The organism is Nocardioides sp. GCM10028917, from assembly GCF_042666175.1.
Lineage (GTDB): Bacteria > Actinomycetota > Actinomycetes > Propionibacteriales > Nocardioidaceae > Nocardioides.
In genome coordinates this window covers 66,641-79,617 of sequence record NZ_JBHTFL010000003.1, presented here as the reverse complement: position 1 = coordinate 79,617, position 12,977 = coordinate 66,641, and the positions used below count along the sequence as shown (strand labels likewise).

The window sequence follows — 12,977 nt, the reverse complement described above, 5'->3', positions numbered from 1 at the left end:
TGACAGCCCGGGGGTGACTCACATGGACGCAGTCGTCAGGGTCGAGCTGCTCGACCCAGGCAGCGATCCCGAGACACGTGACGTGCTGATGCTCGACCTCCGAGAGGAGCTCGTCCAGCTCGACGTCGAGTCGGTCTCCACCGTTCCTGGCGGACCGGCTCCACCGGGAAGCAAGGGCCTCGACATGGCTGCCGCGGCCGCCCTCCTCGTCCAGGTGCAAGGTTCCATCACGGCCGTCAGCGTGCTCGTGTCCGCGGTCCGCACGTGGCTCCAACGGGGCAAAGATCCGAGCGCATCCGTGAAGCTCACCATCGGCGAGCAAACGCTGGAGCTCTCGCACGCGACCAGCGAGCAGCAGGAGCGATTGGTGCAGGAGTTCCTGCGCTCATGGCCCGAGAAGTGATCGTGCGATCCAGTCACCCCGCACGTTAGGTGGAGCGCGGACCCGCGATCGCACGATGCAATGGTACTTAGCTGATCGTCGCGTCATCGAGACACATGATGTTGCCCTCGCTGTCCTTGAACCAAGCGGCTCTGCCCATCCCCTCGAACGTGGCGACGTCGCCGTCCCAGCTGACGCCGGGCATGTCGTAGTGCTCGAAGTCGACGCCCTTGGCCTTAAGGTCACGCACCTCGTCAGCGACATCATTGACGTGCCACTGCGCGATGGTGTGGCCGGCCTGACCGGCGTACTCGGTCGGGTAGAGGAAGAAGGAAGTCCCGCCGCCGGTGGTGTAGATGAGCCCGCCGGGGTTCTCATCGACAGGGGTGAGGCCGAGCACGTCTGCGTAGAAGCGTCGCGCTCGCTCCAGGTCTGTGGCTGGGACGTTGGCGGTGACCTTGCTGTCGTTCAGCATGGGTTCTCCTTAGAGTCGGGAAGCGCCCGGATCGCCTCTCTTGCAAAGTAGTCCCGACAAGTCGGCCTGACCACCGCTGCCCTTACTCGCTGCGGTCCAACGCCACTCAGATCGGAATCTCGAGAAGGAACGCCAATATGTGTCTTGCTGAACTGCACCTGGCGCCCATTGCCCTGGTTCGCCACAGGCCGGTGCGCCGGACGTCAGTCGCCCGGTCTCGTGCAGTCAGGGCGTTGGCTCGACGAGGCAAGCACGCGAGATGGGTGATGCTCCACGCGACGAAGTCGTTACAGCACGACCTCGCGAGCCTTCGAGAGGTCGATGAGCTCCTTGGTCTCGTCCATGAGTCGAAAGATGCGAAGCTGCTTGCTTGCTTGGCGCGGTACCAGCATGGCGATCGATCCGAGAGTGGTGTGGGTGGACTCGTCGAGCACGGCGCCGGTGCAGTGGATTCCTAGTACGTGGTCAGTCAGCCGAGCGGCGCCTGAGGTTGTGCTGGCTTGCCGGGCCTCGCGGGCGGCATCCATGGCGAGGGCATGCGGGAAGCCGTAACGTCCGCCGCCGCCGGTCGAGGAGATCAGAACCTGTTTCGCGTTCACGCGCTCCATGAGCTCGAGGTTGATGCCGTGCTTCGACGCGTGGTGCGACATCTTGAAGACGTCGCTCGCGAGATGGTCGCGTCCACGTGCGGCCCGGAGCTCCCGGGCTAGAACCGGGTTCTGCGTGTTGCGCATGTCGGGGAAGTCGACCGCGGCTTGTGCCCACGACGTGAACTGGGCGTCTCCGCCAAGTAGCAATCGCCTGCTCCGTGCTCTTACAGCACGACGATTGAGCCGGTTCTCGTCACTGACGTCGGTCTCGGTGTAGATCCGGGATGCCGGGTACTCAAGCATCAAGGTCAACGACGCGTCGTTGATCTCGACCCCGTAGGTGTCGAAGCGGGAGCGTAGCCCGATACCGGGGCCGATCACCGTTACTTTCACGGAGTCCAGATAGGTCGTCGTTCCACTAGTGGGCTGGAGGCGCCGGATCCACGGGCTGATCTCGAGCTCGGCCATCAACCTGTGAAAGCTCGGACTTGGGAAGAAGTAGCCAGGCTCCCAGAACTGGTCGATGCAGGCGTCCGACGCGTACGGCGTGGTCACGTCCTCGTGGTTCCGGATTGTTCCGCCCTCGGAGTCAGCCTTTGGCGGGGCCGCGCGCCGGCTGTGAAGGCCGTTGTACTTCGACAAGAGCTCGCCCATCCCGCCGATGTGATCGAAGTGCGGGTGCGTGGCCACGACAAGCCGAATCTGTCCGGGCGCGCCGGGCCGCTGGATCAACCGCTTCACGCCGTTTGCGTGTGGCACTTCGACCTCGTGCAGAGCTTCAACGAGGGCAGGCAACTTCTTCGTCGTCGCGACATCGACCACCACCAGCCGGCGTACTCCGTCGTTGCTGTCGGGCGGCAGCAGCAAGAGTTGGGTGTCACCGTCGCCGACGTTGAGCAGGAAGTACACCAGAGCGTCGGGCTCGTCGACGATGGCCTGGATCAGTGCTCCCGCTCCCGCACCTGCAGGAGCCACGACCTTTGGGTCGACTGGTTGCAGGACGGCGCTCATCCCTGGTCGTCCTCGTCGTCGATGACCTCGCCCACCGGAACGACCTTGAGTCGCGTGGCCCGCGGCCTGTCCTCGCGCACCTTGCGGGCATCCTCGAGCAGCTCCGCCGCTACCTTCCCGGCGAACACCGCAGCCGACGCTCCCTGGTAGGCGAGTTTCGCCGCCTCACGGGCGTCTGCAGAAACGTCGTACACCGCTCCAGGAAGGATCGCGGCAAGATCCGCTACTTCAGTCTCCTCGCCCCAGCCTGAGGTGCCGGTGAGCCGCACGGCGAAGGTGTCACCAGCCCGCGGACGGCGTTGCAGATGATTCGGTGCGTACAACTGCAGCCGTACCAGTCGCTGCGGAACAGCGGCGGACATGACCCGATCCTCCGCGTCGTCGTCCCAGCAGAGGCGACCAACCCGATCTGCAGATGGCCACGGCCATCGCATCAGCTCGACAGTGGCGCCGACGACTTCCTCGACCACGACGTACTGCCACTCCTCGCGTAGCTTCTCCACGCGCCTGACCGCTCCCCGCAGGCTGGGCGGGAACCACGGAGGTGCAACGGCTGGCGATTCCTGTGCCTCCAACATCATGGCGTCTGCACCTAGGTGAGCGGATTGTTCGGGTAGGGCAGGCGGCCCGACGGCAGGTCGCGCTCGACATGTGCGCGCAGGCCGGTGTCCGAGATCGCGTACCCCCAGTTGATGAGCTGTTCCTGGAGGTCGGGCTTCAACGCGTCGAGACGCGTCGGTACATCGGCCAGCTTCTTGGTCACGCTCGGGTGCGCCGTGATCTTGGCTGCCGATGGGTAGTCGGACTGGTCGCTACGGATGCCGACGTACACCCCGCTGCGTGTGCCGGCGCGGAACGCCTTGATCACCTGCTGCTTCCGCAGCGAGCGAACCTGGTTGTCGATCACCGAGAGGACACGCAGGAGGTGGCGCAGCCAGTCGGTCGGGGGACTCGGATCGGCGCCCATGTGACCGCCGGCGTCGCTGACGAGGATCCGTTGGCAGGCGTTCCATGTCGACTGGAGGCCGAGATTGTCGTAGACACCGCCATCGCTGAGACTGATCTGCTCGCGGAAGTCCTTGTCAGTCAGGTCGTTGCCGGGGTCTGTCACCCAGTCCTCGTGCTCGAGGTCGACGGTGCATGGGGACAGGAAGGGCGGGAACGCCGATGAGGCGGCGACCGCCACCGCCAGCGGCAGGTCCGGGTTGAACACCCGTCCGACGCGGTAGTCACCTAGGTATGCCTTGCCAAAACGCATGAGCACGCCGGACTCGAGGTTCGTCGCGTTGAAGACGAATCTTGGCTGATCGGGAAGGTCCTGCAGCGTCGCTTTGCCGAAGAGGTTCTTGCGATAGGCCTTCACGACCCGGTCGGATATCGATACGAGAGGCAAGCCGAGGCCGGACAGGACTGCGGTGATGTCCACGTCCACGCTGGCCATCCGACGCACCGGATCGACGACCTGGGTCCCGAACTCCCGACCCACCCCGTTGCTGTCGAAGTCGAGTCGGTTCCAGTTCATCGCCAGGACGCCCGCCGTCACTGAGCCGCCGGAGACGCTCGACACTCGGTCGAGCTGCGGGAGCAGACCTGCCTCGTTGAGTCGCCACAGCACCCCGACGTGAAAGACCATCGCTCGATAGCCGCCGCCGGAGAGGCAGAGGCCCGTACCGCCCGTCGTGGCATCCTCGCCGCCGTCGGCGGCGAGGTTGGTCGACAGAGCGAGGTCAGGTTCAGGAAGCGCCGCGCTCGTGTCGGTCGTCATAGCATCTCCTGGAACGTTAACGGTAATGGGTTTGAGTTGTTCAGAAGCGGAGTCGGCCGATCTCTCCTTCCGATTCGATCTATCGGGTCAACCGGGAAACCTGATCTGGAGGGACGCGCCCGCAGCAACGGTGCGGGTGTCGTGAAGGGTGCAGCGCGGTTGCTGGTAAAGCGTCAGAGTCCCGTCGACGTCCGGCACGCTGTCCCAGTCGCCGTCGTGGGTGGACACGAGGGCATGCCGTTCACGCCCGTCGGAGCTCTGCTGCGGCATCAGCTCCTCGAAGAGGTCGCCGTACGTCCCGTTGTGACTGCCGTGGTGGGAGATCTTGACGAAGTGCACAGGCTTGAGTCCGTTGGCGTGCATCGTCTTCCACGACTTCAGCTCGGCGTCGCCGGCGAACAGCAGCCGCCAGCCGCGCCACTCGAGCTCCAGGACAACACTGGTGTTGTTGTTGGCCTTGTCGATCTCCATGATCTGGCGGCGAGTGTTGCGGCGTCGCGCCGCCAGGAGGTCGAAGAATGCGCCGGGATCCACGCCCACTGGCGGGACGGAGAGCCCCAGAAGTGACGCCGATTCGGCGACATCTGCCCCGGCCGCGGTCCCCGCCGCGGTCAACGTCGGCCCACCGCGCCCGTAGTACGACGACGTGTCCTCCTCGGGGGCCAGGACGCGCACGGTGGCCTCGCTGAACGGGTGCTTCCCGGCGAGATCGGTGGTGCGGTCGACGTAATGGGTCTGGTCCCTCGGGGCGATGCCGCGCAGGTGGTCGACGTAGTCACTGGTCTTCAGGCCCAGCGCGCCTGGTGGCAGCATCGTGGAGTTGTTGCGGATCATCATCTCCAGCCACGGATCAGGGGCTGCCTGCGCGATCCGGTGTGCGTCCTCCAGCGCGAGCTCGAGTGAGCGCTTCTTCACCTTCGCGTTGGGATGACTCGTGTAGTAGTCGGGGTGCGCCGAGCCGGTGAGCCAGGTGCGCCGGGCCGCGAGCTCGACGCCGGCCCGCTTGGCGGCCAGCAGGCCCTGCACATGGTCGAGGTGCTCGTGCGTCATGACGTAGAGGTCAACAGTGCCGCCCGTGCGATCGACGATGTCCTGGACGACGCCCGTGAACACCTTGTCGTCGTTGCCGTCCCCCGCCAGGAGGTTGCCGACGTCGAACAACAGGTGCCGGGTCTCTTCGTCGCCGCCGTTCGTGCGCTCGGGCACCGAGACCAGGATGGCGTCACCGAACCCCACGTTGTAGGCGCGCACGACGAGGTCGCTCATTCGTCCCACCCCGTCAGATGCAGCAGCCGGTGGCTGGCGCGCAGGCCCGAGTCGCCGTTGCCGCGGAGCCCGACACTCGCCCCGACGTCAGCGTCGTCGCCGGTCTCGAGCACTCCGTCCTCCTCGAGCTGCTTGAGGAGCCGGTCCCGGTCCCGCCGGTGCTCGACTTCGCTCACGTCGCTGCGCACCAAAGCCAGGCACTCGCCGGTCCCCCACTTCAGCACGACCGTCGCCCCGGTCGGGACCACGCGGGTCCGGCCGGCATTGCCCGCTGCGTCCTCGGCGTCGTTCCAGGCCACCTTCATGATCAGCTCCCGCTGGACCGGCGCCACACCGTCGGCACCCTTGGCGCCGATCACCTTCGTGCTGTCGACGCGGGGCAGCACGGTGAACGACACGCCGTCCGGGACCCCGAGCGTCGAGCGGTGTCGGGTGGCGTACTGGTATGCCACCCAGTCGCTGGCGTGGAGAGACGCCACCTGGTCCGCGGGCACCGCGAGACTCTGGGGTTGGGGGCTGTCGAGCTGCTCCGCTGTCGTGACCACCAGTCGCTCGACGAACTGGTGGGCGAAGCTCTCGCGCACCTTGCTGGCCGCCGGGCGGGCGGCCCGGTCGGCAGCCAGGGTGGCGCGACCGACGTCTGCGAAGCTGAGCTCACCGGGCGGCAGGTAGTCGATCCCGCGGAGCAGGAACCTGCGGAACACGATCTGGGCGGTGCCGAGCGCCCTGTTGGCGGCCGCCGCCGGCGCTGGTGTGACTCCGTCGGCGTCGGGCCGCTGCGCGTCCTCGAACAGCTTGGCGAAGATGACGCTCAGTGTGTTGTAGAAGATGGCCGACAGCAGGGTGCTGAGGATGTGGGGTCTCGCGCCGGACAGGGTCTCGAGCGTCTCGTCGTTTTCCAGCTCCCGCAGTGCGTGCCGCGCCACGCCGTCCGCTTCCGGCCGAGCCATGCCGAACTCCTCGGCGATCGCGGTGAACGCGTTCTGTCCCGCGAGCGAGTTGTCGCTCCGCGCCAGGACCGCCTCGCGCAGGCGCCTGCTGTCGAGGGCCATGATCACCGCGACCAGGTCCGCGACGGCTTCGTGGATCGCCACTGACTGCGGCGTCGAGCTGTCGTAGAGCGACGGCGCCACCGCGTCAAGCAACGCGTGCCCGCACTCGTGGGCAACGATGTCGCGACTCAGAGCGGTGTGAACCCGCGCACCCGACTCGCCGGCGAATGAGAAGAACTGCAGACTGCGAGTCGCCCGCTCATAGAAGGCATTGGCCCACTCCCCCGCCCGGGGTACGACCAGGAGCTGCTCGCTGCCGAACGCCCAATCGACCTGCCGGCCCAGAGCGTCCGGTCCCTCGAACATGCGCACGGTCTGGAAGACGGTGCCGAAGGCGTTGATCGCGATGGTCGCCGCCGAAGTCTCGTCGCCGTCCGCGACGTACGTCCCGGAGCGCGGGTTTGATTTGAACGGGGTGAACGTGGCCGGAGGAGGAGAGGGCAGGCCGGTGGCGGGGTCGAAGTCGACGATGGCGATCCGGCGGCAGGCCGGCCCGTCCAGGAAGCGGTCGTTGACGTCGCCGGACAGCCGCAGCTCCTTCTTCTCCTTGACTGCGGCTCCGCCCGGCATGGCGGTCTGGGCCAGGGCGAGCGATCCATCCTGGACGAGGAGGTCGACCTCGGCGACGACGTCAGCCATGGCTGACTCCTTGCGCGAACAGGGCGGAGCCCAGCAGCCACAGCCCCCCGGCGGCGACGAGCATCACGGGCACGCGGTCGCGCCATGCCCTGGGGTGCCAGGACTCCCACCAGGCGGCGAGCGAAGCGCACACCATCAGGACCACGCTGTGTCCTACGGTCATCGCGAGCATCACCGGTCCACAGAGGACCACGCATCGTCGCCAGGTCAGCAGTCCCGCGTTGGCAGCAGTGACCAGACCGCGACGACCGCCCGGCGCCAGTGGTGGCAGCCGCAAGCAGGCCTCCAGAACGCGTGTGCGGCGCGCCGATCGGAACGCCGCCAGGGCGAGGCCGACGAACGCGAGCTGCCACCAGACACTGCCAGTTGTCACGCGGAGCGAACCCGCAAGCAGGGCGCCGGCGAGGCCCACGGCGAGCCACAGGGCGGTCACTGTCGCGAGGCAGACAACCGCCAGTCGAGCACGCCAGCCGCGGAAGCTCGAGCGCGACACCGCGCCGACGGTGGGAACGGCCAGCGGCCACATCATGGCAATCACCATCAGCAGCCAGGACGTCATCCAGGTCACGCTCCACGGGTCGACGACGTCGGCGACCGGCGCTACGGCGTGCGCGTGGTGGGCGTGCGTCTGGACGTCAGCTCCACGTCCTGGCCAAGGGATGCTCAGAGCGAGCCAGGCCGTCGCCGCACCACCCAGGATGAGCCGGGCGGCCTTGGTACGAACCGCCTCCGAGAGGCGATCAGCCAGCGGCGCGACCTGGAGCAGGCTCATGGCGTCTGGGCGTAGACCGTGAGCTGCTGGACATGGATGGCCCGCTCGGAGTCGTCGGAGTCGGGCCGTCCCTCCTCGGGCACGACCTTCACCGACAGCTGGCCACCGGTCCAGCCCTCTGCGAGCAGGTCAGACAGGATCGCCGAGGCGTCGACGAGGTAGTTGCGCTCCTCCTCGGGCGCCGTCCCGGCCAACCCGAAGGTCGCGAACCTGCCGGCCCGGTGGGACGGCTGGTCGGGTGCGGAGCGCACCTCCACGACGTACGCCGCGTGCGGCCGCTCGGCGCGAACGCCGGCGAGCTCCAGCACCAGCCGCGATGGCGGTGCGTCGTCCAGCCCCAGCGGGCCGGCCTGGAAGGAGATCTCACGTTCCTCTTCGGAGTCCAGGTCGAAGGTGGCGGCCACCGGTTCCCACCGGGCCTCGGCCTCGTCCAACGGCATGGGGCCTCCTCCGACCGGCGCCGCGCGGCGGGCGGCAGCAACTGCCTGCGCCACGACCTCCGGCAACGCGATCGACTCGTACTCGTAATCCATCTTCGCGCTGGTCAGGTCCTCGACGTCGTCCATCGTGTACGTCGACGGCGACTGCTCGGAGCCGAACCAGAAGATCGCCGACTGCCACTGAGAAACGAGGAACGCCGAAGCACCTCCGGGGTCCGTGAGCCGAAGCGATCCCGGCAGCGCGAGCCACACCTCCCACAGCCGGTCGATGTTGGCATGGTGCAGCCAGAAGATCGGGTCCTGGCCGGCCGTGGACGGGCTCTCCATCAGACCCGCGATGTCGACGTGCACCCAGTTGTGGGGCGTGCTCTCCACGTCCCCGAAGCGGCGATCGCGGTCCGTGCCTCCGAACCCGACGTCCGGGACCCCGCCCACGTAACGGGACTCCCTGAGGGCGGGTACGAGGTCGATGTCGTCGGCCGGGATCGGTCCGTCGTTGCGAGCCGGGTCGAAGAGCGGGTTGTCGACCACCGCGCCGTCGACGGTCCGGGTCGGCGCCCGGAACTCCGCCGGCAGGAAAGCAGCGTGGGGGTTGTCCGCGTCGGAGTAGTCCCAATAGGGCAGGCCCCAGGCGTCGTCGCCGGTGAGGGCGCGGATCGTGCCCTCGAACCATGCCAGGTAGGCGCGGTGCCAGGGCAGGAAGAACAGCGAGGCGTGCGCACACTGTCCCCACGCGGGCCGAGCCGGCGTTCCGGGCGGGATCCCGTGAGTGTTGGCCGCCCACAGCCAGGAGCCCGGGTCGGTGACGGGCAGCTCACGCATGAGCTCGACGCCGTGGGCGTAGGTGTCCAGGACCGGATGCCAGTCCTGTGTCTCCGCGGCGGCGACGTCGCCGAGTGTCAGGCTTGCGATGTTGTGCCGTGTCCGAGTCATGACCCCTCCCGAGGGATGCTCCTGATGCTCCTCGGGTCGGGTGACTGCCTGCATGGCCAAAATTGGTCACATTCCTCTGCCCGGACCCACGCGCTACGCGACACGTGGCAGGTGCACGTGTGGCGATCGCCGGCCTGACTCGTCCGAAACGGCCCGACCCCGTCCACGCGCTCAGGCGGGGACCTGCCCCTAGGCACAGCGTCGGAGCGTCTCCTTTCCTTGACAGGCCACGAACCGACGAGGAGCCTCAATCTGAGGGCCAGCAGTGGTCCACCGTCGTGGACGGGAAGGAAAGCAGATGGCCCTCAAACGTCGCCAATGCGCAGCGATGCAGGAGTACGAGCGCCTGCTGGAAGAGCAGCCGTCATTTCGGACCAATCAACAACGCGCTGAGGTGTTCACGGCCCGTGCCGTCACCTCGGGCGAGGCCGAACGGGTGGCCCGCAGGTTGATCACGATCCCCACCGTGGTGGATGTGGTCTACAAGAAGCCGAGGGAGAACATCAGCAAGGCCCAGGTCCAGAGCCAGATCGCGGCCTTGAATCAGGACTTCCGGTTCACCAACCCTGACTCAGTCAAGGTGCCCGACGCGTGGAAGGGGCTTGCGGCTGACGCGAAGCTCAAGTTCCAGCTCGCGACCAAGGACCCTGCCGGCACGAGGACCGACGGCATCGTCCGCGTCCAGACCGACCGTGCCTTGTGAATCGCCCCGGGTCTGATGGAGGCTCTCAATCCTGGGAAGGATGATGAGAGTCATGGCAGCACCGAGGAAGTACAGCGTTGAGCTCCAGCAGCGGGCCCCGCGGATGGCGTTGGACGCCCGGCAGGACCCAGGGACCGCGCGTGGGGCGATCAAGCGGGTCGCCGACCAGCTCGGGGTCCACCCCGAGGCGCTGAGGAACTGGGTCCGTCAGGCCGAGATCGACGGCGGTGTCCGTGCACCACGACCGATGACGCAACCAGGCTGGCCGAGCTCGAGCGCGAGGTCCGCGAGCTGCGTCGGGCCAACGAGATCTTGAAGACCAGCGCTGCTTTTTTCGCGGCCGCGGAGCTCGACCGCAAGATCAAGTAGCGGTGCCCACCGCGGTGCTCGTCGACTACATCGATCAGCACCGCGACCGGTTCGGGGTCGAGCGGATCTGCGCGGTCCTCAAGGACGCTGGCGTGCAGATCGCCCCGAGCACCTACTACGCCGCCAAGACCAGAGCGCCGTCAGCACGAAGCGTGCGTGATGCCGAGCTGGTCGCCGACATCAAGGTCGCCCACCGGGCCAACCTCGGGGTCTACGGCGCCCGCAAGGTCCACGCCGAGCTCAACCGCGAAGGTGTGAAGGTGGCCCGCTGCACCGTTGAGCGGCTGATGAGGGCCGCGGGGCTGCGTGGGATCCCGCGGGAGAAGACCCGCAAGACCACCATCGGCGACGGCGCGGAGACCGAGCGGCCCGAGGACCTGGTCAATCGCAAGTTCATCGCCACCGCCCCGAACCAGCTCTGGGTGGCCGACCTCACCTACGTCCGCACCCACGCCGGGTGGACCTACGTCGCGTTCGTCCTCGACGTCTTCTCCCGGATGGTCGTGGGCTGGCAGGTGTCGACCTCGCTGCGCACCGACCTGGCCCTGGATGCCCTGGACATGGGTCTGTGGGCCCGCCAGCGCGCCGGCCAGGACGTCACCGGCCTGACCCATCACAGCGACCGCGGAGTCCAGTATCGAGCCATTCGCTACACCGAGCGGCTCGCCGAGGCAGAGGCCGTCGCGTCCGTCGGATCGAAGGGTGACAGCTACGACAACGCGATGGCCGAGGCGCTGAACTCGCTCTTCAAGGCCGAGTGCATCCGCAACCCGGTCATGCGCCCCAAGGGCGGCTGGAAGTCCGTGAGCGACGTCGAGATCGCCGTCGCCGAGTACGTCGACTGGTTCAACCACAGGCGACTGCACGGCGAGATGGGACTCGTCCCACCGGCCGAGTTCGAGGCCAACCATTGGGCGGCCCAAGCCGCCGAGCACTACCGTGGGAACCCGGTCCTCACCGAGGTCGGATCCAACTAACCGAGCCTCCACGAAACCCGGGGCGATTCACAAGTGTCTGGTGTTGCTGGGGCCGAAGGTGGAGTCTTGAGAGACGTCTCGAGATCACTTTGGAGGATCGGCCATGAAGGAGTGGTTCACCGACTATAAGGACGTGATCGCTGGCTTCGCCGGGATCGCCACCGCAATCGGCCTCCTGGCGACGGCCACGGCCATCGCCGTCGCTGCGCTGCAGCTTCGTGATCAACGCCGGCTCAATCGCGCTACGGCCGTGTACCAAGTCCAACAAGACGCTCGCGCGATGGCGGCCGCCCTCCTCGAGTCGCCTGCCCGGGCCAAGGCGGTATTCGGAAGGCAGCCGCCTGCTGGTAAGGCCGCGATCGCCTCGGTGATCAATTTCTACTCAGCCGTCTTCCAACTGCGTCAGTACCAAGTGCTCGACGCAGACACATGGGAGCCGTTCGCCAAGGACTTCCTAGTGATGTTCGAGAGCGAGGGTTCCCGCGCGCAGTGGGACAAGAGCAAGAGCAGCTTTGATCCCACCTTCGTAGCCGACATCGAACGCCGGCTAGGACCTTAATCGCAGGACAGCAAAGGGGTAGGGAAATGCCAGGAGTCTTCAACACCACAGGCCATGAGACCGAGGGAGAAACGAGGGGCGCGGCTCATGACCTGCTCATTGGGTTGGCGTCGGTGTATCAAGCACTTGCGCTAGTCGAAGCCGGTGACGGGCGGGCGGCGCGGAGCATGGCCGCGAATGCCGGTGATTATCTCCGAACCGTCGCGTCCCCCTACGACGAGCTATTCGCCCGCGGCAACGACTCACCAGTCCTGACGACAATGCCGCCCGAGGCAGATCGCGAATTGCCCGGCCTTCAAGAGCAACTCCAGCGCTACGGGTACAGCACCTCCATGCGGAACCGGGATCTGTTCGGAATCGCGGCGCGCGAGATCCGCCAGCTCGCCGACCTGCTCGACCACGTGAACTTCGAGGGACGCCCGTCCGACTGGTACGGAGTCCGTGACGTGATCCGCCAGGTCACCAGGCTCACGGAGGTCGGCGTCACGGTCTCTCGGCTTGCCTCGTTGACCGGGAGCGACCCGGACCTGACCGGCGGCGTCCCCGGCCTGCCTTACGGCGACCCGGGCATGCCGTACTAACGCCAACCCAGGTCGTTGGCCCGGCGGATGCGCAATCTCTCGCCCTTCGCTGACGGCCGAGCCCGATGTGCCCATCGGGCCGAAAGCGGTGGACTAGCCATCCGGGCACCCGCGGGTGGCCCGCAACGGCGTCTGATTCGACTCCCCAGTCTCCGTTGAGGCTCATTGCTGCACACGAGCTAACCCGAGTCCTGGGCGCGACGTGGGGTCGAGCAGCGCCTTCAGGCGAATGACGGAGCAAAGGGTCTCGCTGGGTCCTGGGTCCGCACCTCGACCCTCGTCCGGGCTGGACGTCGGGCCAGGCGCGGTTGAGCCCTTCTTTCTAAGCCCCACTGTGAGCGGAACAACGATCGCCTCGAGCCCGAGCAATGCGTCCCTCCCTTGCAAGAATGCAAAGGAAACCTTGCTGCATGATTGCTTCGCTCTCGATTTCACTGTCACGGCATTGAAGGAGGTCTCGTCC

At 66.9% G+C, this 12,977-nt stretch carries 12 protein-coding genes, 1 pseudogene and 1 other annotated feature; of the genes and pseudogenes, 5 read left to right on the top strand and 8 right to left on the bottom strand.

The window, feature by feature from the left end; all coding sequences use genetic code 11:
* The first annotated feature begins 22 nt into the window (after positions 1-22).
* The gene (locus ACFQW6_RS03775) at positions 23-403 is read left to right on the top strand and encodes a hypothetical protein (protein WP_378541438.1); all 381 of its coding nucleotides are present in this window, start codon (positions 23-25) and stop codon (positions 401-403) included.
* A gap of 67 nt (positions 404-470) precedes the next feature.
* On the opposite strand, the gene ACFQW6_RS03770 is transcribed toward ACFQW6_RS03775, so the two are convergent.
* The 8 genes from ACFQW6_RS03770 to ACFQW6_RS03735 form a co-directional block, all read right to left on the bottom strand.
* On the bottom strand, positions 471-857 hold the full coding sequence (locus tag ACFQW6_RS03770; protein ID WP_378541436.1) for a VOC family protein: 387 nt from the start codon (positions 855-857) through the stop codon (positions 471-473).
* Positions 858-1,144: 287 nt separating this feature from the next.
* Complete coding sequence (locus tag ACFQW6_RS03765; protein ID WP_378541434.1) at positions 1,145-2,458, bottom strand: ComEC/Rec2 family competence protein; 1,314 nt, start codon at positions 2,456-2,458, stop codon at positions 1,145-1,147.
* Positions 2,455-2,961, bottom strand: a complete 507-nt coding sequence (locus tag ACFQW6_RS03760) for a hypothetical protein (RefSeq protein ID WP_378541432.1) — start codon at positions 2,959-2,961, stop codon at positions 2,455-2,457. Before ACFQW6_RS03760 ends, ACFQW6_RS03765 begins: the two co-directional genes overlap by 4 nt.
* A gap of 89 nt (positions 2,962-3,050) precedes the next feature.
* Positions 3,051-4,223, bottom strand: coding sequence for a patatin-like phospholipase family protein (locus ACFQW6_RS03755; protein ID WP_378541431.1), 1,173 nt, complete (start codon positions 4,221-4,223; stop codon positions 3,051-3,053).
* 87 nt (positions 4,224-4,310) lie between these two features.
* Positions 4,311-5,489, bottom strand: coding sequence for a hypothetical protein (locus tag ACFQW6_RS03750; RefSeq protein WP_378541429.1), 1,179 nt, complete (start codon positions 5,487-5,489; stop codon positions 4,311-4,313).
* Positions 5,486-7,180 (bottom strand): hypothetical protein, encoded by a 1,695-nt coding sequence (locus ACFQW6_RS03745; RefSeq protein WP_378541427.1) that lies wholly within the window; start codon positions 7,178-7,180, stop codon positions 5,486-5,488. Before ACFQW6_RS03745 ends, ACFQW6_RS03750 begins: the two co-directional genes overlap by 4 nt.
* Entirely contained in the window at positions 7,173-7,952 is a 780-nt protein-coding gene (locus ACFQW6_RS03740; RefSeq protein ID WP_378541425.1) for a DUF2182 domain-containing protein, read from the bottom strand. Before ACFQW6_RS03740 ends, ACFQW6_RS03745 begins: the two co-directional genes overlap by 8 nt.
* Positions 7,949-9,325, bottom strand: coding sequence for a tyrosinase family protein (locus ACFQW6_RS03735; protein WP_378541423.1), 1,377 nt, complete (start codon positions 9,323-9,325; stop codon positions 7,949-7,951). The genes ACFQW6_RS03740 and ACFQW6_RS03735 overlap by 4 nt, the downstream gene beginning before the upstream one ends.
* A gap of 298 nt (positions 9,326-9,623) precedes the next feature.
* On the opposite strand from ACFQW6_RS03735, the gene ACFQW6_RS03730 reads away from it, so the two are divergent.
* From ACFQW6_RS03730 to ACFQW6_RS03715, 4 genes and pseudogenes are all read left to right on the top strand, one after another.
* Entirely contained in the window at positions 9,624-10,028 is a 405-nt protein-coding gene (locus ACFQW6_RS03730; protein WP_378541421.1) for a hypothetical protein, read from the top strand.
* 52 nt (positions 10,029-10,080) lie between these two features.
* Positions 10,081-11,374: pseudogene (locus ACFQW6_RS03725) on the top strand (IS3 family transposase).
* Positions 10,355-10,504: a sequence feature (AL1L pseudoknot), on the top strand. It overlaps the preceding pseudogene by 150 nt.
* A gap of 103 nt (positions 11,375-11,477) precedes the next feature.
* Complete coding sequence (locus ACFQW6_RS03720; RefSeq protein WP_378541419.1) at positions 11,478-11,933, top strand: hypothetical protein; 456 nt, start codon at positions 11,478-11,480, stop codon at positions 11,931-11,933.
* A 26-nt stretch (positions 11,934-11,959) separates the two neighbouring features.
* Positions 11,960-12,514, top strand: a complete 555-nt coding sequence (locus tag ACFQW6_RS03715) for a hypothetical protein (protein ID WP_378541417.1) — start codon at positions 11,960-11,962, stop codon at positions 12,512-12,514.
* Positions 12,515-12,977 lie beyond the last annotated feature (463 nt).

Coding starts and splice junctions, on each gene's coding strand:
- ACFQW6_RS03775 (WP_378541438.1), top strand. CDS start 23: ATGGACGCAGTCGTCAGGGTCGAGCTGCTCGACCCAGGCAGCGATCCC.
- ACFQW6_RS03770 (WP_378541436.1), bottom strand. CDS start 857: ATGCTGAACGACAGCAAGGTCACCGCCAACGTCCCAGCCACAGACCTG.
- ACFQW6_RS03765 (WP_378541434.1), bottom strand. CDS start 2,458: ATGAGCGCCGTCCTGCAACCAGTCGACCCAAAGGTCGTGGCTCCTGCA.
- ACFQW6_RS03755 (WP_378541431.1), bottom strand. CDS start 4,223: ATGACGACCGACACGAGCGCGGCGCTTCCTGAACCTGACCTCGCTCTG.
- ACFQW6_RS03750 (WP_378541429.1), bottom strand. CDS start 5,489: ATGAGCGACCTCGTCGTGCGCGCCTACAACGTGGGGTTCGGTGACGCC.
- ACFQW6_RS03745 (WP_378541427.1), bottom strand. CDS start 7,180: ATGGCTGACGTCGTCGCCGAGGTCGACCTCCTCGTCCAGGATGGATCG.
- ACFQW6_RS03740 (WP_378541425.1), bottom strand. CDS start 7,952: ATGAGCCTGCTCCAGGTCGCGCCGCTGGCTGATCGCCTCTCGGAGGCG.
- ACFQW6_RS03735 (WP_378541423.1), bottom strand. CDS start 9,325: ATGACTCGGACACGGCACAACATCGCAAGCCTGACACTCGGCGACGTC.
- ACFQW6_RS03730 (WP_378541421.1), top strand. CDS start 9,624: ATGGCCCTCAAACGTCGCCAATGCGCAGCGATGCAGGAGTACGAGCGC.
- ACFQW6_RS03720 (WP_378541419.1), top strand. CDS start 11,478: ATGAAGGAGTGGTTCACCGACTATAAGGACGTGATCGCTGGCTTCGCC.
- ACFQW6_RS03715 (WP_378541417.1), top strand. CDS start 11,960: ATGCCAGGAGTCTTCAACACCACAGGCCATGAGACCGAGGGAGAAACG.